Origin of the sequence: Terrabacter sp. C0L_2, assembly GCF_036352015.1 — a bacterium.
Taxonomy (GTDB): Bacteria; Actinomycetota; Actinomycetes; order Actinomycetales; family Dermatophilaceae; genus Terrabacter; species Terrabacter tumescens.
Genome location: NZ_CP143557.1, coordinates 2,776,891 through 2,797,574, shown reverse-complemented (window position 1 = coordinate 2,797,574; position 20,684 = coordinate 2,776,891). Strand labels below are relative to the sequence as shown.

The 20,684-nt window shown below is 71.8% G+C and carries 14 protein-coding genes; 7 read left to right on the top strand and 7 right to left on the bottom strand.

From position 1 onward, the window contains the following. Positions 1-11 precede the first annotated feature (11 nt). From U5C87_RS12820 to U5C87_RS12810, 3 genes are all read left to right on the top strand, one after another. Positions 12-476 carry a hypothetical protein gene (locus U5C87_RS12820; protein WP_330472956.1) on the top strand — a complete coding sequence of 155 codons (465 nt, stop codon included), beginning with the start codon at positions 12-14 and terminating at the stop codon, positions 474-476. A gap of 91 nt (positions 477-567) precedes the next feature. Then, positions 568-1,461, top strand: coding sequence for a hypothetical protein (locus U5C87_RS12815; protein ID WP_330472955.1), 894 nt, complete (start codon positions 568-570; stop codon positions 1,459-1,461). 78 nt (positions 1,462-1,539) lie between these two features. Continuing rightward, the gene (locus U5C87_RS12810) at positions 1,540-2,517 is read left to right on the top strand and encodes a hypothetical protein (RefSeq protein ID WP_330472954.1); all 978 of its coding nucleotides are present in this window, start codon (positions 1,540-1,542) and stop codon (positions 2,515-2,517) included. A 48-nt stretch (positions 2,518-2,565) separates the two neighbouring features. On the opposite strand, the gene U5C87_RS12805 is transcribed toward U5C87_RS12810, so the two are convergent. The 3 genes from U5C87_RS12805 to U5C87_RS12795 are packed head-to-tail and all read right to left on the bottom strand — an operon-like array spanning position 2,566 to position 4,687. Further along, complete coding sequence (locus U5C87_RS12805) at positions 2,566-3,822, bottom strand: lipid II:glycine glycyltransferase FemX (protein WP_330472953.1); 1,257 nt, start codon at positions 3,820-3,822, stop codon at positions 2,566-2,568. 24 nt (positions 3,823-3,846) lie between these two features. Then, complete coding sequence (locus U5C87_RS12800; RefSeq protein ID WP_330472952.1) at positions 3,847-4,332, bottom strand: hypothetical protein; 486 nt, start codon at positions 4,330-4,332, stop codon at positions 3,847-3,849. After that, positions 4,325-4,687: a hypothetical protein gene (locus U5C87_RS12795; RefSeq protein WP_330472951.1), complete on the bottom strand. Its 363-nt coding sequence runs from the start codon at positions 4,685-4,687 to the stop codon at positions 4,325-4,327. The genes U5C87_RS12800 and U5C87_RS12795 overlap by 8 nt, the downstream gene beginning before the upstream one ends. Before the next feature lie 127 nt (positions 4,688-4,814). Between U5C87_RS12795 and U5C87_RS12790 the strand changes: the two genes are divergently transcribed. Next, complete coding sequence (locus U5C87_RS12790; RefSeq protein ID WP_330472950.1) at positions 4,815-6,260, top strand: ADP-ribosylglycohydrolase family protein; 1,446 nt, start codon at positions 4,815-4,817, stop codon at positions 6,258-6,260. Between the two features lie 57 nt (positions 6,261-6,317). Further along, complete coding sequence (locus U5C87_RS12785) at positions 6,318-6,773, top strand: hypothetical protein (protein ID WP_330472949.1); 456 nt, start codon at positions 6,318-6,320, stop codon at positions 6,771-6,773. Positions 6,774-6,851: 78 nt separating this feature from the next. On the opposite strand, the gene U5C87_RS12780 is transcribed toward U5C87_RS12785, so the two are convergent. Continuing rightward, on the bottom strand, positions 6,852-10,205 hold the full coding sequence (locus U5C87_RS12780; protein WP_330472948.1) for a TM0106 family RecB-like putative nuclease: 3,354 nt from the start codon (positions 10,203-10,205) through the stop codon (positions 6,852-6,854). Positions 10,206-10,492: 287 nt separating this feature from the next. Between U5C87_RS12780 and U5C87_RS12775 the strand changes: the two genes are divergently transcribed. Then, positions 10,493-14,455 carry a S8 family serine peptidase gene (locus tag U5C87_RS12775; protein ID WP_330472947.1) on the top strand — a complete coding sequence of 1,321 codons (3,963 nt, stop codon included), beginning with the start codon at positions 10,493-10,495 and terminating at the stop codon, positions 14,453-14,455. A 185-nt stretch (positions 14,456-14,640) separates the two neighbouring features. On the opposite strand, the gene U5C87_RS12770 is transcribed toward U5C87_RS12775, so the two are convergent. The 3 genes from U5C87_RS12770 to U5C87_RS12760 all read right to left on the bottom strand — a co-directional run bounded on the left by U5C87_RS12770 (position 14,641) and on the right by U5C87_RS12760 (position 19,519). Then, positions 14,641-15,228 carry a DoxX family protein gene (locus tag U5C87_RS12770; protein ID WP_330472946.1) on the bottom strand — a complete coding sequence of 196 codons (588 nt, stop codon included), beginning with the start codon at positions 15,226-15,228 and terminating at the stop codon, positions 14,641-14,643. 222 nt (positions 15,229-15,450) lie between these two features. After that, positions 15,451-16,683: an McrC family protein gene (locus U5C87_RS12765; RefSeq protein WP_030200080.1), complete on the bottom strand. Its 1,233-nt coding sequence runs from the start codon at positions 16,681-16,683 to the stop codon at positions 15,451-15,453. 19 nt (positions 16,684-16,702) lie between these two features. Next, positions 16,703-19,519, bottom strand: a complete 2,817-nt coding sequence (locus U5C87_RS12760) for an McrB family protein (protein ID WP_052358653.1) — start codon at positions 19,517-19,519, stop codon at positions 16,703-16,705. 322 nt (positions 19,520-19,841) lie between these two features. On the opposite strand from U5C87_RS12760, the gene U5C87_RS12755 reads away from it, so the two are divergent. After that, a complete protein-coding gene (locus U5C87_RS12755) occupies positions 19,842-20,495 on the top strand; it encodes a DUF6318 family protein (RefSeq protein WP_330472945.1) in 654 nt (217 codons plus the stop codon). Positions 20,496-20,684 lie beyond the last annotated feature (189 nt).

Here is a 20,684-nt window from a genome sequence, read left to right as displayed (position 1 = left end):
GATTGGGCCGCGTGGTGCTGGTCGTCGTCGGTGCCCTCGTCCTGCTCCCCGTGGTCGTGGGCGTCCTGCTGAGCCGCTTCGTCGGCGACAGCGACACGAAGCGCTCCCCCGACCCGGCGGGTCGTTCGCTCGTCGCCACCGAGGTGACCGCGTCGCCCTCCACCGTGGCGGAGCTGCCCGCGACCGTCACGACCCTCCGGGTCGAGTTCCAGGGCCCCGGCCGCACGGCAGACGTCCGCCTCTACACCCCGGAGGGGTCGGCCAACCTCGCCAACCGGACGCTGCCGTATGCCGTCGACCTGCCCGTCAGGTCGGACGACGCCTACGTCTCGGTGTCGGCCGACGACTACGGCTACCGCGGGAGCCAGCCGATGCGTTGCACGATCTCGGTCGGCGACACCGTGCTCGCGACGGCCGTGGGGACCAAGAGCGTCGACTGCAAGGTGACGGACGGGACCTGGCGACGCGACCGCTGAGGGAACGGGGTGCGGACTGGCATGGTCTGAGATGCGACGACACAGGCACCTGAGGACCTACCGTGGTCCCACCCGTCGAAGCGAGGCACCGTTGTCCGACCCCGACCAGAGCCGTCCCAGCCTGCCGGATCCCCAGCGGGACCGGCACGTCGCCTTCGTCGGCGACGGCCCGGAGGGCGACCCGGACAGCAACCCGGGTGGAACCGCCCCACGAGAGTCCTCGGCGACGTCGGTGCCCTCGGGCTCGACGTGGGCCACCGCGCTCCCCGTCGCGACGACGCTGCCGGCCGAGGCCTGGGCTCCGCGGACGTCCACCTCCGAGGCCTCGCCGAGCGCTCCCTCGTGGAGTCGCGACCCCGGACCCGCGCCCTCGGTCCTCACCACGCCGCCGGTCCGGCCGGCAACCGGACGTCGTCGACCGCGCTGGCTGGCGCTCCTGCTCGTGCCGCTGCTCATCGGCCTCGCCAACAACCAGGACGACGGCAGCCAGACCGACGGCTGCACGATCTCCGACGACACGGGGACCTACGAGTGCAGCTCCTACGACGGCATGTCCGGCGGCACGAGCGGCATGGGAGCCGAACAGGGCGTCAGGGTCTGGACCGACGACGTCACCGAGTCGACCAAGCCGCTGGCGCCGCTGCTCAAGGGCTCACCGAAGGTCTCCCCCGTGCCTGCGGATGCCACTGTCCTGCGCGTCGAGATCGTCTCGAGCACGGACGGTGTGGCGTCGCGTGGCGACTCACCATCAGCTCCCCTGCAGACACAGGTCGACACGAGCGCCGGCGGCATGCCGATCGACGCGTGGGATCAGGGCACCCCTCATGCGCTCGACGTCCACCTCGACGAGCGACCCACCGACCTGCAGGTCTCCGTGACGGTCACGGCAGGATCGGGCACCGTGCAGTGCCGGGTCTATGCCGGCAGCACGCTCGTGGCCGTCGACACCTCCACCGCGACCGCCATGTGCACGCCCGAGCTCTGACCACCGCCACGCTGCGACCGGCGCAGCGACTGACCCAGCTACCAACTCAGCGACCGACGCACGAGACAAGGGGACCCCGTGTCAGACATCCCGCCGTACCAACCGGACCCGACGCGCGACGCGACCGGTGACGCGACCGGTGACCTGACGGGTGAATCCGGCGAGGACGTCTCCGCGGTCGAGCCCGTCCCGGGGGACGACAGCGCCGCGGACCCGGCCGACCTGCCCACCGCGACGTCGGCACCCGAGGGGGTGACGGCATACGACACGACGTTCGGCCTGCAGCAGCCGCCGGCGCCCAGCTGGCTGCCCCAGCGCGTCGGTGCACAGAGCCCGCCCCCGGGACCGACAGCCCCCGTCGCACCGATCGATTCCGGCGCGCGCACCGTCACCCTGCCGGGGGTGGCGGCCCGCCTGCTCGGCGGCAGGCTCCAGGCGTGGCACGTCGTCGCGGTCGTCGTCGGGCTGCTCGTGCCGATCGGCTTCTGGGCCGCGACGGGTCTTGCCGACGACCTCGACCCCGTGGCACGGCCGGTCGTCAGCGTCACCCAGCACCGTCCGCTCGTGACGCCGACGATCCCCCTCCCGACGATCAGCTCGGCGGTCCCGGGGCAGGGCCTCCCACGTCCGGGCGCGACGAAGTCCCTGACCGTGCCGCCCCGTCCGTCGACGCCGGCCATGCCCCTGCAGCCCACGCTGGTCACGGTCCCCGGCATCCCCGTCACGCCCGTCCCCACGAACGCCCGCAGGATCCGCTTCGAGACGTATGCCGAGAACGGCGCCCGCATCGAGGTGTCCCTCGCGGACGCGAAGCACCGGCGCATCGACTTCCCGGTGCAGGCGGCGCCGCTCGCCTTCGAGACGCCCGTCGACCCCGGGGCGACGAGCAGCGACTACTACAGCCTCCGGGTGCGCATCAGCGACCCGACCGGATCGGGTGCCCGGGGGGCGGTGTCGTGCCGCGTGCTCGTCGACGGGGTCGTCATCAGGACCGAGCAGGGGCAGGGCTACGCGACGTGCTCGATCAGCCCGTACTTCGACATCCGGCGACGCTGAGGCGCCGCCCGGTCGGACACCGCCTCAGAGGTCGGGTCAGACGTCGGGTCAGATGTCGGCGGAGTCGGCAGAGGCGCGAGCAGCCTTGCGACGCTTGTTGATCGCGATGCGTGCCGCCATCGCCCGCTCGAAGGCGAGGTGCCAGAACCGGCTGATGACCAGCTCCCGCTCGCCCACCATCTCGACGACGTCGGCGCCGGCCCCGAGCTTGAAGAGGAGCAGCCCGGTCAGCGGGCTCGTGGAGCCGAGCGAGGTGTTGAAGCCGCGGAAGTCATAGGCCTCGCAGCCGGCCGCCGCGGCGTCGCGCATCGCCTGCCACTGCAGCGCGTTGGAGGCGCGCGCGTCGCGGTTGCGCTCGGTGGAGCCGCCGTAGAGATAGGAGAACGTGCGGCCGAAGCGGATCATCAGGGCCGACGCGAGCACGTCGCCGTCGACGTGGGCCTCGTAGAAGCGAGCCGACACGGCGCCGCCACCGGCGCTGCCGCCCTCGCCCCGCTCGGAGTCGAACGAGCGAGCCATGACGTCGAAGTAGGACTTGGGTCGGGGCAGGAAGTTGTCGCGCTCGGCCGACTCGACGTAGAGGGCGTGGAAGGTGTCGAGGCCCTCGGGACCGACCGTGCGCACCTGCACCCCGGCCTTCTCGGACTTCTTGACGTTGCGGCGCCACTGCTGGTTCATGCCCTTGAGCAGCTCGGCGTCCGTGCGGCCCCGCAGGTCGACGACGCACAGCAGCCGGGGCTGGCCGACCGCGACGCCGTCGGCGCCCAGCGGGAGCCAGTGGTTGGCGTCCAGCCAGGCCTCGAGGCGGCGGGCGGCGGGGTTGTCGACGGCGGTGGGCAGGCTCGTGAAGCTGAGCAGGCCGTTCTCGACGACCTGCTTCTTGACCGGCTCGCGGTCCCAGATGCGCGAGACGACGGGGTAGCCGAGCCGGAGCGCGAACGCCTTGTTGGCCTTGGCCCAGTCGACGAGCGGGTCGATCCAGGCGGCCGGGTCGGTCGACACGACGTCCCACGGCAGCCCCGGGCCCTCGGGCAGGTAGGCGTACGAGCGGGACAGGCGCGGGATGGTGCGCGAGAGCACGAGACCCGCGCCGACGCGGCGGCCGGAGGCGTCGAACCAGCCGAGGTGCGTGCGGCGCCACCCCGCCTTGGCGCGGCCCCAGGCCGGGGTCTGCAGGAAGCTGCCCCCGAGCTCGAGGAGCGTCTCGACGGCCTCGTCGGCGCTGATCTCGCGGACCGTCAGCGGGCCGGCGACGGGCGCGGGCGAGTCGGTCGTCGACACAGGGGCAGGGCTCTGCTCGGTCATGGCGGACACCCTATCGGCGTGGGCTCAGTGCGCTGACCGCGCCACGTCCGCGTCCGCGGCGGCGCTCGCGCGGGCCGTGCGGCGGATCCACCAGAGGCCGACGAGCGGGAGCACGAGGGGCACGTAGCCGTAGCCCTGACCGAAGTGCGACCACACGGTCTTCTCGGGGAAGGCTCCCTTGTCGGCGAGGCTCCAGACCCCGACCGTGAGCACCCCGACGAGCTCGACCGTCAGCGCGATGGTCGCGAGGCGCACCGAGGCGCGGTCGCCGCGGGCCAGCCCGATGGTGGCCACGAGGTAGATGACGGCTGCCAGGGCCGAGAGCAGGAACGGGACGGGCGCCCGGTCGAAGTACTCGACGATCTGCAGGATCGAGCGGCCGGTCGCCGCGAGCGCCAGCAGGCCGTAGACGGCCACGAGCAGCCGTCCGAAGCCGTGCCCGGTGTGCGGGCGCTCCGGGACGGGCTCGGTGGCCGAGGACGAGGACGAGGCGGGCGTCGGTTCAGACATTGAGGCTCCAGACCTGTTGCAGGCGGGCGACGAGGATCGCCACGACGAGCGCGCCGCCGAGCACGACCGCCATGGCCCACTGCGTCTTCTCCTTGACGGCGATGACGACGCTGACGGGGATGACGAGCAGCACGGTGAAGAGGTAGGCGATGAAGGTCGCCCGCTCGGCGCCGTCGGCGATGGCCGAGGCCTTGGTCAGGCCCACGACGAGCTGGACGAGCAGGGCCAGCTCGATGACGGCGCCGACGATGATGAGCGGGTCGTCGACGAGGCGGCTCCGCAGGAGGTGGTGGGCGGCCAGCACGCCGAGCACGCCGCTGGCCACGAGCAGCACGACGGTCAGGGGTTGGAGCACGCGAGAAGCCTACGGCGTCGACGCCCTCGTCCAGCACGCGCGTCGAGGGTCGGACCGCGCAGGCCGAGTGCGGACGTGGACGGTAGTTTTCATCCGGACCACCAGCCGCCGTGCCTGAGGAGCAGCCGTGCCGAACCGCCCCATCGCTGTCGACCGCGCGGCCGGGGTCCTCGTGGGCGAGGCCTGCGGCGACGCCCTCGGAGTCCCGTACGAGATGGCGGCCCCACCCGTCGGCGAGGCCGTCATGAAGGGCGGCGGGCTCGGTCCCTACGACCCGGGTGAGTGGAGCGACGACACGCAGATGACCCTGTGCATCGCCCGGGTGGCGGCCCAGGGCGTCGGCCTCGCCTCCGCCGAGGCGCTGGACGCCGTCGCCGAGGCGTTCACGTCCTGGCTCGACGGGGGCGCCACCGACGTCGGGACCCAGACGCGGCACGTCCTGACCGAGGCGAAACGACTCACGGGCGCTCCGCACGAGCGCCTCACCCGCGCGAGCGAGGCCCTGCACGAGCGGACCGGGCTGACGGCCGGCAACGGCGCGCTCATGCGGACCTCCATCGTCGGCATCTCGGCTCTGCGGGACCGCGAGGCCACCGCGCGGGCTGCCCGGGCGATCGCGCTGCTCACCCACGCCGACCCCCTGGCCGGTGACTCGGCCGTGCTGTGGTCGGAGGCCATCAGGGTGGCGGTCACGGAGGGCCGTCTCGACCTGGCCGCGGGCCTCGACCTCGTCAGTCCCGCCCACGTCGGCCACTGGGGTGACTGGATCGAGGCAGCGACCGGGGCCGAGCCGGGCGGGTTCGGCGACAACGGCTTCACCGTGACGGCGCTGCAGGACGCCTGGGCCGCCATCACGACGACCGACCGCGGCGACGCCTCCGCCATGCACCTGCAGCGCGGCCTGCAGGCAGCCGTCCGCGCCGGCCACGACACCGACACCGTCGCGGCCATCGCGGGCTCGCTGCTCGGGGCGCGCTACGGCGTCTCGGCCGTGCCCACGCAGTGGCGCCGGATGGTGCACGGGTGGCCGGGGCTGCGTGCCCACGACCTCGTCGAGCTCGCGGTCTCGACGTCCGCGGGCGGGCGACGGCACGGCGAGTGGCCGTCGGTAGCTTCCATGGGTGACCCGCAGATCCCCACCCTGGGCATCGCTCACCCCATCGACCCCGACATCGTGCTGGGCACCATCTCGGACCTCGGCCGGGTCCGCGAGCTCGACGTGCAGGCCATCGTCTCCCTCTGCGCGCTCGGCCTCGACGACATCCCGGCAACGGGCATGACCGCACGCGACCACATCGAGTTCTGGATCAACGACGAGAGCCAGGAGGAGACGAACCCGCACCTCGACTTCGTCCTCGACGACGTGTCGTCCGCGCTCCGGCAGTTCCGGGCCGAGGGCAAGCGGGTCCTCGTGCACTGCCGACACGGTGTCCAGCGCACCCCCGCCGTGGCGCTTCGGTATGCCGTCGACCTCGGTGTCGCTCCCGAGCTCGCCGAGCGCTCGATCCGGGCCGCCCTGCCGGGCATCCGCGGTGAGGGCCGTCTGTGGGAGGTCGCGGCCCACGGGGCCTGACCGTCTCCGGCGGCACGCGTCCTTCTCCACGCCGGGGCGTCGCGCTAGGTTCCCGCCATGGGCGATCTCGACCACCGGCAGCTCGGTGTGGACCTCTACAACGCGACATGGGACCTGCTGGGTCGTGAGGACCGGTCGGCCGAGGAGGACGACGCGATGCTCGCCCGGGCCTACGCGTCCTTCCACCACTGGGGCCAGGTCGCGGGCGTGCGCCCCGAGAACGTCGGACGCGGCCACTGGCTGTGCTCCCGCGTGCACGCGGTGCTCGGCCACGCCGACGCGGCGGCCCACCACGCCGCGCGCTACGTCGCCATCGCCCGCGCCAGGGACGTCGCCGACTGGGACCTCGCCGCGGCCCTCGAGGCCTCCGCCCGCGCCGCTGCGGTCGGCGGGGACTTCGACGCGGCGGAGCGCTTCGAGGCCGAGGCCCGGCAGGTCTGCGCCGGTGTCAGCGACGCCGAGGACCGCGAGGTCGTGGAGGCCGACCTCGCCACCCTCCCCCGCCGCCCCTGACCCGCCCCGCCTCGACCACGGCCATGACCCTGGCTCCCACTCCGACGTCGACGCAGAGCCACGTTCGGCGGCGCACCGTCAGACGGTCTTGGCCTCGTCGACGTAGCGGCACAGCGCGTTGACGGCGCGCAGCTCCTCCGGCGTGTGGACCTCGGCGTCGGTGAGCAGCGGGCTGCCGACGACGACGGCCATCACCCTGGCCCGTGAGATGGCGACGTTGAGACGGTGCAGGTCGTAGAGGAACGAGACCCCGCGCGGCGCGAGCGCCGCCGTGGTGCTGGCCATCGAGTAGATGACCACCGCGCCCTGCTGGCCCTGGAACTTGTCGACCGTGCCGACCCGCGCACCGACCGGCAGCTCCGCGGCCAGGGTCGCGACGTGCGCGTTGTAGGGAGCCACGACGAGGATGTCGTCGAGGTCGATCGGCCGCGAGTCCCCTTCTGCCGTGGTCCAGCTGCCCGTCAACAGGTCGTCGACGAGGCCGCGCACGACGAGTGCCTCCTGGCGGCTCGACTGCTCGCTCAGCACCTCGTGCTCGACGGGCACCCAGCGCAGGCCGTCACCGGACAGCGCGCCCGGTGCCTCGACCGAGAGCCGCTCACGTCCCGGCGCCGACTCGAGGCGGCCCTCGTAGGCCAGCTGCGAGACGAACGCCGTCAGGCTCGGGTGCATGCGGTGCGTGCGGTCGAGGAAGACGCCTCGGTCGTCGGGGATGACGTCGTGGACGATCTCGTCGTCGGTGGTGCGGAGGTGGTCGAGCGCGGACACGCCTGACCCGTAGGGGTGGACCGCCTTGGTCGGCTGGGTCAGCTGCTGGGGGTCACCGAGCAGGACGAGCGACCGCGCGGCCGGTGCCACGGCGACGGCGTTGGCGAGGGAGAACTGCCCGGCCTCGTCGATGACCAGCACGTCCACCGCGTCGACCATGTCGTCGCGCGACCAGAGCCAGGCCGTCCCGCCGACGAGGTTGGCCTCGCCGCTCGCGAGCGCGGCCGCGATGGCGGCGTTGTCGGAGGTGTGCCGGACCAGGGAGCCGGTGTCGTCCGGCTCGTCGCCCTCCTCGGCGTTGGTGCCGTCCTTGTGCCACGCGGGCCGAGCCACCTCGCCCAGAAGGTTGAGCACGACGGCGTGCGACTGCGCGGTGACCCCGACCCGAAGCCCCGAGTCGAGCAGCTCGCGGATGAGGGCCGAGCCGGCATACGTCTTGCCGGTGCCGGGCGGTCCCTGGACCGCGAGCACCTCACCGTCCAGCGAGCGCCCGACCCGGACGACGACGTCCTTCGGGGTCTCGCCCGCCCGCGCTGCGAGTACCTCGCCGGCGGGCACGACGCGGTCGATGAGCCGGGTCGCGAGGTTGGTGCCCCCGGCGAGCGCGAGCTCACCGGTCCGGGCGATGCTGGCCCGCAGCACCCCGTCCATCACCGGTCCCGGGCCGCCCAGCCCCCGGGGTCGCGGCGGGTCGAGCGACTTCTTCATCGACAGCTCGACCCAGCCCTCGACCGGGTCGAGGGCGACGACCTTGCCGACCGGGGCGTGGGTGTCGACGTCGGGGACGTACTTGCCGACCGACACCTTGCAGTCCTGCGGCGGGAACGGGTAGCGCCACACCTTCGAAAGCTTGACGACCCGCATCTCCTCGGGCTCGCCGAGGTCACCGATCGCGGTGCCGTCCTCGACGAGCTCGGGCGTCTCGAGCTCCTTGTAGCGGAAGAAGTCCCACCACTCGGGGCGCTTCTCGCGCCGGTGCCACCCGACGAGTCCCGCGAGCAGGTCGTGCCCCTCGTCGACGAGTCGCTCGGCGAGAGCGATCTCGGCGCGCTCCTCGTCGGAGATCTCGCGCAGCTGCTCCGGGACCGGGCGCGACAGCGCGTGGCCGGACCGCTCGAGCTCGCCCCTCCGCTCCTCGAGCCACTCGTGCAGGGCCAGCGTCGACCGGACGTCCTCCTCGTTGTAGCGGCGGATGTCGTCGAGGATCGCCTGGTCGGCGGAGCCGTCGTCGCGGCCGGCCAGCCAGCGTTCGTACTCGACGACGGACGACAGGCCGTCGGCCACGCCCGCCCCGTCGGTGGATCGCGTGTGGCCCCAGTAGAACTCCTCGAGCTTCTTGATCGAGTAGGAGCCCTTGCTGATGCGCACCCCCTGGCGCACCACGGCGTAGAGGTCGACGAACACCTCGTGTCGAAGCAGCTGGTCGAGCTCGGCCTCGCGGGTGGCGTGCTGCCCGACGAGCCGCTTGAGCGCGGTCGTCTCGTAGGGCGCGTAGTGGTAGACGTGCAGGCCGGGGTGCCGGCGCCACCGGTCGGTCAGCCAGTCGAGCAGGCTGGAGGTAAGCCGGCCCTCCTCGGCGAAGTCGTGGGCCCAGAACTCGACGAACTCGCCCTGGCGGGTCCAGATGCCGGCGAGGTACTCGCGCCCGGCACCGCCCTCGGCCCACGGGTCGCCCTCGAAGTCGAGGTAGACGTCGCCCTCGTCGGGCTCGGGCAGCATCTGCAGGCCACGGCCGGGCTCGGGGTCGAGCAGTTCGTACTGCGCCTGACCCGTCTCGCGCTCGGCGAGCTGGAGGCGGGCCTGCTGGAGCAGCCGCCGGCGCGTCACGGTCGACAGGGCGGGCGCCAGCTGCTCCTCGCTGGAGTGCGCGAGCGACCGCAGGGTCGGGATGCCGAGGTCGACGAGGGCCGCGCGATGGTCGGCGCGCATGCCCGCGACCTGGATGAGGTCGTCACGGTCGAGCCACTCCTGGGCGCACCGCTCCTTCCAGCGGCACTGCCCGCAGTGCTGCACCCGGGCCGACTCGGTCTCGCGCGGGCTGGCGATCGCGTCGAGCAGCTCAGCGCGGCGCCGGCGGGCGTAGGGCGCGACGTCGACGAGCCGCCACGGGTGCGACTCGGCGTCACCCGTGACGACGGTCAACCACTGCGGAGGGACGCCCTGGAGCAGCTCGAGGCGCGCGGCATACGTCGCCATCTGCAGCAGGGCGGGCACCTTGAGCCGGCGGGCGAGCTTGGTGTCGGCGATGTCGTAGCGCCAGGCCCCCAGGTCGCTCGGCTCCTCGACACGCAGGAGGAAGTCGGCGAGCCCGACCCAGTGCCCGTCGAAGAACGTCGCCTGGTAGATGACGTCGACGCCGCGCCGCATGGCGTCGACGGTGGCTCCCTCGGCCTCGGCGCCCCGCAGACCGAGCGCCGCGAGGTCCTCGACGACGCGTCCCTCGGCGCGAAGGCGCTCGAGGTAGGCGCGCTCGTGCTCGAGCCCCTTGGCGAAGACGAGGTTGAGCGAGTCGTCGGCGCCGCTCGCGCCCACCTCGGAGCGACGCGCGGAACCGGCGGCCGAGGCGTCGAGCGCCTCGAGGTCGAGGGTCGTGATGTGCGCGCACGCGACGTGCTTCGTCAGGTCCGTGGGACTCAGGACGAGGTGACCGTCGATGCGCTGCATGGAGCCGAGTATGCCGTCCGGCACCGACAGGGCCCTCGGCCGCCGTTCGCCTTCGCAGACCTCCGTACCGCCCTGCGGTCCGGACCCCGGGACGGGTTCTGCGAGTCGCCGCGCGGGACCGCCCCCGCGGGGATAGGTTGCACCCTGCGTGGCAGGCAAGTTCGGGGGCGAGCGTCCCTGCGCACGCGGCGCCTCGGCGTCGCGTGCGATCGGAGCTGCGCGAGGAGGATCTGTTGTCCGACAACACTCGGGGACCGCGGCGCTCGCGCCGTGGCGTGATGTGCACGGTGAGCGCCGGTGCCATCGCGGCGCTGGCAGCCACCAGCCTCGGGGCCACGCCGGTGTCGGCGAGCCCTGACCCGTCCGTCCGGCACCGCAGCGACCGCAGCGTGCCCGACCACGTGACGGGAGCCGGCTCCCTCGGCCTCGGCACCCAGCGCGTCTCCGCCGGTGACGTCGACCAGACGCTCCGCGGGGCCAAGGGACCCGTCGACGTCATGATCGAGCTCGACGCCGCCCCGGCGACGACTGCCTTCGGCCAGGCCCGTCCCCGAGGCATCACCGCCGCCCGGGTCGCCGGTCGCGCGCAGACCTCCGCCGTCAAGAGCGCACAGAGGTCCGTCGAGTCCCGCTTCGGTGCCGCCGCGACGAAGGCGCGCACGCTCTACCGCCTCCACACGGCATACGCAGGCATCGCCGTGCGCACGGACGCCTCCCACCTCGCGTCACTCGCAGCGATCCCCGGTGTCAAGGCGATCCACCGCCTCACGCCCAAGCGGCCGACCAACAGCTCCTCCGTCCCCCTCATCGGCGCCCCCAAGGTGTGGCAGGCCCTGTCGCAGACCGGCAAGGGCGTCCGCGTCGGCATCATCGACACCGGCATCGACTACACCCACGCCGACTTCGGCGGTCCGGGGACCGCCGAGGCCTTCAAGGCCGCCGGCGCCTCCAACACCTTCACGCCGACCGCCAAGGTCGTCGGCGGCTACGACTTCGCGGGCGACGACTACGACGCCGACCCGAGCTCCGACACGTTCGACCCGGTGCCACAGCCCGACGCCAACCCGCTCGACTGCGACGGGCACGGCTCGCACGTCGCCGGCACGACCGCCGGCCTGGGCGTCGCAGCGGACGGCACCACGTGGACCGGCGGCTACGACAAGGACATCGACCCGGCGAGCCTCGACATCGGTCCCGGCGTCGCCCCGGAGGCGAGCCTCTACGCCCTCAAGGTCTTCGGCTGCAACGGCTCCACCAACGTCGTCGGACAGGCCCTCGACTGGGCGGCCGACCCGAACGGCGACGGCGACCTGTCCGACCACCTCGACGTCGTCAACATGTCGCTCGGCAGCTCGTACGGCTCGCCCCAGGACCCCGACGCCGTCGCCGCGAACAACCTCGCCGCACTCGGCACCGTCGTCGTCGCCTCGATGGGCAACTCGGGCGACGTCTACGAGGTCGGCGGCTCCCCCGGCAACGCACCGCGCGTCCTCGCCGTGGCCGCGTCCGACGACGGCAACGACGTCGTCGACGGCATCAAAATCGACGCCCCCGCCGACATCGAGCCGGCCGACACCGTCGACGGGAAGCAGGACAACGTCTTCGGCGCGCTCAAGTCCGTCGACTACGACTGGGTGGGCAAGCCCGGCGTGACCGACGCCGCGGTCGCGGCCGTGGGCGACTGGTCCGCCGCGGCATCCGGCACCAACAACACCGACGGCTGCAGCGCCTACTCGGACGCCGATGCCGCCCGGATCGCCGGCAAGGTCGTCCTGCTGATGTGGCTCGACGGCAACGGCCGCCGGTGCGGCTCGATCGACCGCGGCACCAACGCCGAGGCCGCCGGCGCCGCCGGCATCATCTACGGCAGCGACGTCAACGCCTTCTCCGCAGGGGTCACCGGCAGCAAGGTCCTCCCGGCCATGCTCGTCGTCGACCAGGCCACCCAGGCGATCAAGGCCCAGCTCGACGCCTCGGCCGACGTGCGTGTTACGATGACCAACGAGCTCCGCAACGCCGTCACCATCCGCAACCCCCAGGCGATCGACCAGCTGGCCGGCTTCTCCTCGCGAGGTGTCGGCGTGGCCGGCGGCGTCAAGCCCGACGTCGCCGCCCCCGGTGTCACGACGTTCTCCGTGGCCGTGGGCACGGGCAACGAGGGCATCGCCGAGAGCGGCACCTCGATGGCCTCCCCGCACGTGGCCGGTGAAGCCGCGCTCGTGCGAGGGGCGCACCCGACGTGGACGGTCGAGGAGGTCAAGGCCTCGATCATGAACACCGCGACCCAGGACGTCTTCGTCGGTCCCGACCACACGGGCGAGGTCTACGGGCCCGAGCGCGTGGGTGCGGGTCGGGTCGTCGCCGACGCCGCCGTGGACACCGGCACGCTCGCCTACGTCACCGACGACAAGGGAGCTGTGAGCGTGTCCTTCGGCCCCGTCGCGGTCAGCGGCCCCAGGAAGTCCATGACCAAGACGGTGCGCATCGTCAACAAGCGCGCCGTGACGTCCGCGGCCTACGTCGTCTCCTACGACGCCGCACACCCCACCCCGGGAGTGACGTACACGTTCAACCCGTCCCAGGTGCGCGTGCCGGCGGGACGCTCCGTCGACGTCCACGTCACGGCGACCTTCACTCGGTCGGCGCTGCGAGCCGTCCCCGACCCGACGTCGGACACCGACCCGATGGGGATCGACCTGGTGCGCAGCTACCGCGCCGACGCGAGCGGCCGCATGGTCCTCGAGCCCGTCCAGGGCACGCCGGGCGGCGAGCTGCGCGTGCCGGTGTGGTCGGCTCCGCGCGCGGCGTCCCGCATGTCGTCGCCCACGAGCACGACCGTCACCCACCAGGCCGGTATGCCGTCCGGCGTGGCCACCTCGATGCTGCCGCTCACGGGCCTGGGTCTCGACCAGGGCGACGGCACGACCAGCTACGTCTCGTCGGTCTCGACGTTCCAGCTCCAGGGCACGAGCCCGCGCAAGGCGGCCTGCTCGCCGACCCGCGTGGTCGACTGCATCGGCACGCCCGACGACCTCGGAGCCGACCTGCGCTACGTCGGGGCCGCGTCCGACGCGCCGCTCGTCCCCGGGCTGGACCAGGCGACGCTGACGTTCGGCATCAGCACCCACGGACCGTGGCGCACGCCGGCCACGTCCACCGAGTTCGACGTCTTCCTCGACACGGACGCCGACGGCACCGCCGACGCCGCGGTCTACAACACCCGCCTGAGCCAGTCCGACGACTTCGACTACTTCGTCGCCGAGCTCGTCGACCTGCGACCGGGAGAGGGCTTCGGCGACGTGCTCGACGACGCGCTCGTCAACGGCATCGACGGGTCGTTCGACACGAACGTCTTCAACAGCGACTCGCTCGTGCTGCCGGTCTCGGTCAAGGCGCTCCAGAAGGCGGGGCTCGTGACCGGGAGCGCGCCGAGGGTGCGCTACTGGGTCAGCTCGCTCGCGCAGGGCGTGGCGGTCGACACCGTGGGCTCGGCGGCTCGGCCGATGACGGTCAGCATCGCCTCCCCCGGGCTGTCGGCCTACGGCGACTTCGGCACGCTGACGAGCACCGACCTACCTGGCGAGAGGCTCGAGGTCCGGCGCGACGACGCCGCTGCGCGGGTCGACCGTCCACAGGGTCTGCTCCTGCTGCACCACCTCAACTCCGACGGCTCCCGGGCCGCGGTCGTCCAGGTGCGCACGACGTCGACGACGCGGCTCACGGCCAGCCCGACGAGCTTCACCCAGGGTGGTCGCACGGTGCTCACCGCGACGGTGTCGCCGTCGAGCGCCACCGGCACCGTGACGTTCCGCAAGAACGGCGCGGTCCTCCGGACGGTCGCCGTCTCAGGTGGCAAGGCCGTCACGACCGTCACCGGGCTCGCCCGCGGCACAGCGATATTCACCGCCACCTACAGCGGTGACAGCGGTTCGGTCGGGAGCACCTCGAGCGCGGTAACGGTCACCGTCAAGGGCGTGGCGTCCGCCACCTCGCTGCGGGCCAGCAGCACGACCTACCGCTACGGCGGGCGGCCCACGCTGACCGCGACGGTCGCGCCGTCGACGGCTACCGGCACCGTCACCTTCCGTGACGGCTCCCGGGTCCTGGGCACCTCGTCCCTCTCCAAGGGACGGGCCACCCTGCACGTCCCGGTCCTCTCGCGCGGCACGCACACGGTGACCGCGACCTACAACGGCTCGACGCGCTACAACCCGTCGGCCTCCTCGCGGGTGACGCTCCGCGTGAGCTGAGCGACCGTCCGCACCATCCCGACGACGTATGCCGTCCGGCCGACCTGACCGGACGGCATACGCGCTCGTGCGGTGGGCCGTTCGGGCCGAGGCAGCAGGAAGGCGGTCCTCCGAGGAGGACCGCCTTGCTGCTCGGGCCCGGGGGCCCTTGCTGTGACCGGATCAGGGACCGGTCACCGACCCACTCACCGCAGGAAGCCGTTACCGACGTGGCGGCCCCACCACTTGCCAAGGCCCCAGGTGTCCCCGGCGAGCGTCGTGGCGAGAACCGCGATGCCCAGTGCCTCGATCCAGTGGCTGTCGAAGAGCGGGTTCGTGTAGGCGCCGGTGGTGCCGAGGGGGAACTCGGCGAGGTACATCAGCGCGAGGAGGAGGGCACCGGTCCAGGCCGCGATCTTCAGGCCTGCGCCGGCGAGGAGGGCGATGCCGATGCCGAGGAGGCCGGCCATGAACAGCCAGTCGGCCCACGGGCCGGCGATGTTCTTGAAGAAGCCGGCGAACGGGCCTTCGGCGTTCTTCATGAAGCCTTGGGCGGGCGTGCCGCCGTGGATCCAGGCCCTGGCCGACGGTGTCATGTAGCCGAGGCCGAACATCTTGTCGATGAAGGGCCAGAGGAAGGTGAAGCCGAGCACGATGCGGAGACCAGCGAGGAACTTACGAGCAACGGCCGAACGGACCACCTCCTCCTGGAAGGTGACGACGCCCTTGGTGGGGTCGTGCGCGCTGACGGGCGTGGTGCCTTGGGCGTGCGTGCCGCGAGGGATGGTGCTCATTGATCTCAACTCCAGAACTCGGTGTGTGTTCCGGCAGCTTCTCTGTCGGTACTACAAAGCGTAGTAGTACGTCCCTGACAGGCGCCACACAATCGCGTGTGATCTAGGGGACAACCGCACGCGGTGCGTCAGAGGACGCGACTGGGTCCGGTGGGCGCGGGTGCGCGCACCGGGACGCGGCTCATCGCAGCCGGACGCGTGGCCCGAGCGCCTCCCCTCCCGTCAGCGGCGGGCGCGGATGAGGGTCGGGACCTCGAACTCCCCTGGCGCGTCGGCGAGCTCGCGCACCAGCTCGGCGAGCGAGTCGAGCGACTTGCACACGGCGGCATACGACCCGTCGAGACGGATGGGTCGGCAGAGGATGCGGGTGCCGGCGTTGCGGATGACGATCTCGGTCTCCGGGGCGCGGTCGCTGTTGCAGTGCACGAGCAGGCCCGTCGGCAGGCCCATGGCGCTCGTGTAGGCCACGAGCTCCAGGTAGTCCCGCGAGGCGACGTAGCCGTCGGCGCCCATGGAGTACTTCGCGTCCCCGACGAGGACCACCTCGCTGCCGCGGCGCACGACGAGGTCCGGGGCCATGGTGAGCGCGCGCCCCTCGTCGAGCCAGACGTCCTCGTCGCGCTCGATGCGCATCTCGGGCGCGAGGCGCAGGTCGAGCTCCTGGGCGATCCAGCGCTGGAAGAGGTCGTCCATGTCGACCATGAGGCTGTTGGCCTGCTGGTCGCCGGCCTCGTGGCTCAGCGACATGGCCTGCAGCACGAGGCGACCGAGACGCATCGCGTCCTCGTAGTGCTCGTTGAGGCGCGTGATCGGAAGTGGCGCAGCGTGTTTCGTCGCCGGAGTGTCGGAGACGCCGTCGAAGCGCCCGAGGACCCGGAGCGCCTCGCGGCGCACGTGCGGGGCGAGCTGGGGCCAGCTGAGCATGGCCTGCAGTGTGCAGCGGAAGAGCTGGTTCTCGACGATGTCGGCGGTGAAGTCGTCGAAGCGGCACTGAGGCTCGGCCGCGCTCCAGGGGCGGCGGGCGAACTCCTCGACGAGGAGGCGGCCGCGGATGGTGCGCATGCGCTCCTCGCGCGGGACGTAGCCGTGCACGAGGCCACGCATCGTCGCCGAGTCGATGAGCCGGATCGCGAAGTAGGCGACGCCGTCGATGAGCTCGTCGGTGTCGCTCCACGTGACGTGCTCGTGGTCGAAGGCGTCCGGCGAGACGCCCGCGCCGAGCATCGCGAAGAAGTTGGTGACCGAGACCTTCGGCATGACGCGCACGACGAGGCCGGGGACGGCGAGCGCGCCGACCCAGCTCGTCGCACCGATGGTGACGACGTCGGGGTCGGCCGTCGCGTGGATGACGAGCCGCTCCCCCGCAGCCGCGACGAGGGCCGCCCGCGTCTCCCGGGTGAGGCGGACGGGCCCCGAACGTCCGTGCTCGGGGATCGGGGCGAGCTCGATCGTCATCGGAGGGTCGGCTCCACGGTCACGGCCTCGTGAGGTCGAACTGGCCGTAGCGTGCCCTGACGTTCTCCCAACGGAACTGGGCCAGCTCGTGCTCCCGGCCGTAGAGCTGGTCCTCGATGAAGGGGTAGACGTTGTAGTCCCAGATGCGGCGCAGCGTCGCCTCGTCGCCGTCGAGGCCCGGGCGCATGAAGTAGCTGTGCCCGATCTGCAGGTGCGGTCCCCGGAGGGCGCGGCGCAGGTCCTCGTTGACGCGGTCGACGAGCTCGGCGACCCAGACCGGGCCGTCGTGCGCCTCGAGCCAGCGGCGCAGCAGGCCCTCCATGGGGCCGTCGTGCGGCATGAACGGCACGAAGTCGAAGCGTCGGCGCAGGGCGGCGTCGACGAGCGCGATGGAGCGGTCGGCGGTGTTCATCGTGCCGATGAAGTAGAGGTTCGGCGGCAGCTCGAAGCCCTCGTCGGGCCGGTAGCTCGTCTTGACCGAGTGCGAGCGGTACTCGAGGAGGAAGAGCAGCTCACCGAAGACGCGCGGGAGGTTCGCGCGGTTGATCTCGTCGATGATCATGATGTGCGGCGTCAGCGGGTCGGCCTCGGCCGCCTCGGCGAGGAGCGCGAGAGGTCCCTTGCGCAGCTCGTAGACCATCTGGCCCTGGTGGTCGATCTGCGGCCGGAAGCCCTCGAAGAAGTCCTCGTAGCTGCTGCTCGGGTGGAACTGGACGATGTCGCGCTTGGCCGGGTCGGGCTGCAGCGCGGCGGCGAAGCGCTGCGCGAGGTAGGTCTTGCCGGTGCCGGGAGGGCCGTAGAAGATGACCTGCTTCTTCTCCTCGAGCAGGCCTTGGATCTCGCGGAGGAAGTCCTCCTCGATGAGCAGCTCCTGGGCGGCCTCGCCGAGCGCGTCGTGGTCGGGCATGAGCGCCTTGTCGGAGCGGCGCATGAGCCAGTAGGCGAGCTGCGCCTGACCCCACGGGTCGTCCGGGAGCAGCGGGTCGAGCGTCTGCTTGAGCAGGGCGTTGGTCTCGACGTGCGTGCGGCCACGGGACTTGCCGTCCGTCCAGCGCGCCGGGCCGCCGAGGCGGCCGAGCATGGCGATCTTGCCCGAGTCGCCGCTGAGGGCGAAGAGCGGCAGCCAGTGCTCCGGGTGGGCGATGGCGAAGAGCTTGAGCACGACGCTCTCGCCGAAGCCCTGGACGGGCACGTCGTCGGAGCCGAGGACGCGGTTGATCCGCTCCTCGTCGCGGCCCTCGCCCCACAGGAGGTCGCGGACCATGACGCGCAGCTCGTCGATGCCGCCGGCGTCGAGGGCGTTGATGCTGCTGATGAGCACGGACTGGGCGCCGATGTCGCCGTAGCCGCGCGTCGACACGATCCGCTTGAAGGTCGGCAGGTCGAAGTCCTCGAGCCCCTCGCGGGACAGGCAGGCGGCGAAGACGCGACGCTGCTCCTGGTGCCACGCGTCGCGCTCGCTCGGGTAGGGGCGCTCCGTCTTGAAGATCTCGACCTCGGTGTCGAGGTCGACCATGGCGGCGAGCTCGAGGCTCGGGTCGTCGAGCGGACCGCGCTGGCTCGAGGTCATGAACCGCAGCAGCGGCGTGAGGGCGCGGGCGGTCGTGATGATGTCGTCGGCGAAGTCGGCGCGGCCGACGGCCTCCTCGCCCTTCCACCAGCGACCGACGAACGTCTCGCCCCCGGGGTACTCGCGGCCGACCGGCTCGAGCCGGTCGGTGCGGCCGTCCTCATGCACGCGCAGGAAGCTGAGGCCGCGGGGCAGGTGCTCCTGGACGATGGTGCCGACCTCGCGGTGCTGCTGGTCGGACTCGCCCTCCCAGCCGCCGTGCAGGCCGAACGCGACACCGGCCGCGGTGACCCACAGGCGGAAGCCCGGGGCGCCGGCGCCGCCGACGAGGATCCACGCGGCATACAGGTCGGAGCGGTAGGCAGCGTCCTCGCCCGCGTGCTGCTGCAGCGCGAGCGTGGGCGCCTCGAGGTAGAGGCCGGTCTCGGCTGAGAGTCGCTCGATGAGGCTGTCGGAGATGTGGTCGGCCTCGCCGCGCAGCTGGCGGGCGAGGTCGGCGGCGCGCTCCTCGCGCCTGGCGTCGCCGTAGCCCGTCGACGCGCGGAAGTCCGCCGCGATCTCGGCGGCCTCGACGCACACGTCGAGCGCCTTGGGGGCGATACCGACGAACGCCTCGGTCTCCTTGAGGTACCAGAGGATGCGCGCGGCGTACTTCGGGTCCTCGGGGCGCAGGGCCGCACAGAGGTCGGCGAAGGCGACGTAGCGCTCGGCGTGGCTGAGCCCGCGCTCGAGCCAGCCGAGCCGCTGCAACATGTGCGGGGCGTTCTCCCACATGAGCGGCCACTCGCCGCCGTCGTCGGTCGACCAGAAGAGCGAGAGCACGTATGCCGTGTGGCCCGGTCCCGGGGCACGCTGGCCACGCGAGCCGCCGCGGGCCAGGAAGGCTTCCATGGCCTGAAGCTTGTCGGCGGCGTCCTGGGGGGACGCAGGGGTCTGCAGAGCGAGCTTGAGCAGGCCGACGACCTCGGCGTACTCCTCCTCGGCCCGGCGCACGAGCGCCGCGAGCCACGGGCCGCCCACGGGACCGAACCCGACGTAGGGGCCGTCCTTGCGGGTCCACTGGTTCATCGCCTCCTTGAAGGCGACGAGGTCGCTGGAGGCCACGAGGTCCGCGAGGATCTCGCGCAGCTCGCCGTTGCGGGCGCTCCGCTCGGAGTCGAGCTCGGCGAAGAGGGCCTGCGCGTCCTTGTCCGCCTCCGCAGCCCGCTCGATGAGGGCGTACTTGGCGCGCCAACGCTTGACGTCGACGGTGTCAGTGCGAGACATGAGGCTCCTTGCACGCCCACTTCTAGGGCGCATAGCTACTGCGCGCGTGGAGGTGCGAGCAGGACCGCGAGAAGGTTACCTGCCAGTCGCCCATGCTTCGAAACTCATGGGGGTGTCGTCGTCGACCCCCAGGAATCGCAGCGTCGAACGGCCCCTGACGGCAGCGAATCGCCACCATTGTCACCCACGATCCTGAATGTTCGGTGCCCGGGGTGCCTGTGGATGAGCGGCCCCGCTCGGGATGCGGGTGCTGGAGGATGCCCGTAGGTTGCCATCGGGGAACGAAGGGCACGAAACGCCCTTCAGACCATGCAACCGCACGATGATCGACGATCGACAGGGGACGCCGATGACCGCCGCCGCACGCCCGCACCGACCAGTACTTGCGTATGCCGCCGCCTCCGTCGCGCTCGCGACGCTGGGCGCGTGCACGGGCGGGGACCCCGGCCCCGCGGACACGACCGCTCCCCCAGCGAGCTCCTCGGCCAGCACCTCAGCGGCACAACCCACGACGACCACCACCTCGGCCGCCCCAAGCCCCACGTCGTCCGTCGATCCCGTCATCGCCAAGATCCCCGCCGCAGCCCGCCCCCAGACACAGGCAGGAGCTGAAGCGTTCTCGCGCTTCTACATGGAGCAGGTCAACCGTTCATTCGTTCAGGGGGACCCAGCGCCGCTGAACGGACTTGCGTCCGGTTCGTGCTCAGTCTGCGGAGAACTGAGCAATTCCGCCAAGGAGTTGCGAGATAAGGGCCGTCACCATCAAGGACTCTCCATCGAAGTGACGTCTGCGTCGGCGAACAGGTATGACAAAGAGGTTCGGTCTGTTCTGGTTTCGATCGAGCAACACCGAGTCCCCATCGTTGACATGAACGGTGTGACCGTTGATCACACCAGCGCAGACAAGGGAGCCTTTTTGGCTACCTTGAAATTCGATGGTCGTTGGCAGATCGCTCGCTTGCAGGTCGCCAAATGAAGGTGATCGCCAGGGCTGTCGTGGCCATTCTGGGCTGCGCCACGATAGGAGTTTTGACGCCCCTTGCAGCCCAAGCTGGATGCGACAAATCAGTACTCAAGACCTGCGCGACCAATGAGCAGGCGGCGACACTTCTGACGCGAGGGCAAGTCCTCGCGCTAGAGAAGTTTCCGGGCGACACCGGCGGAC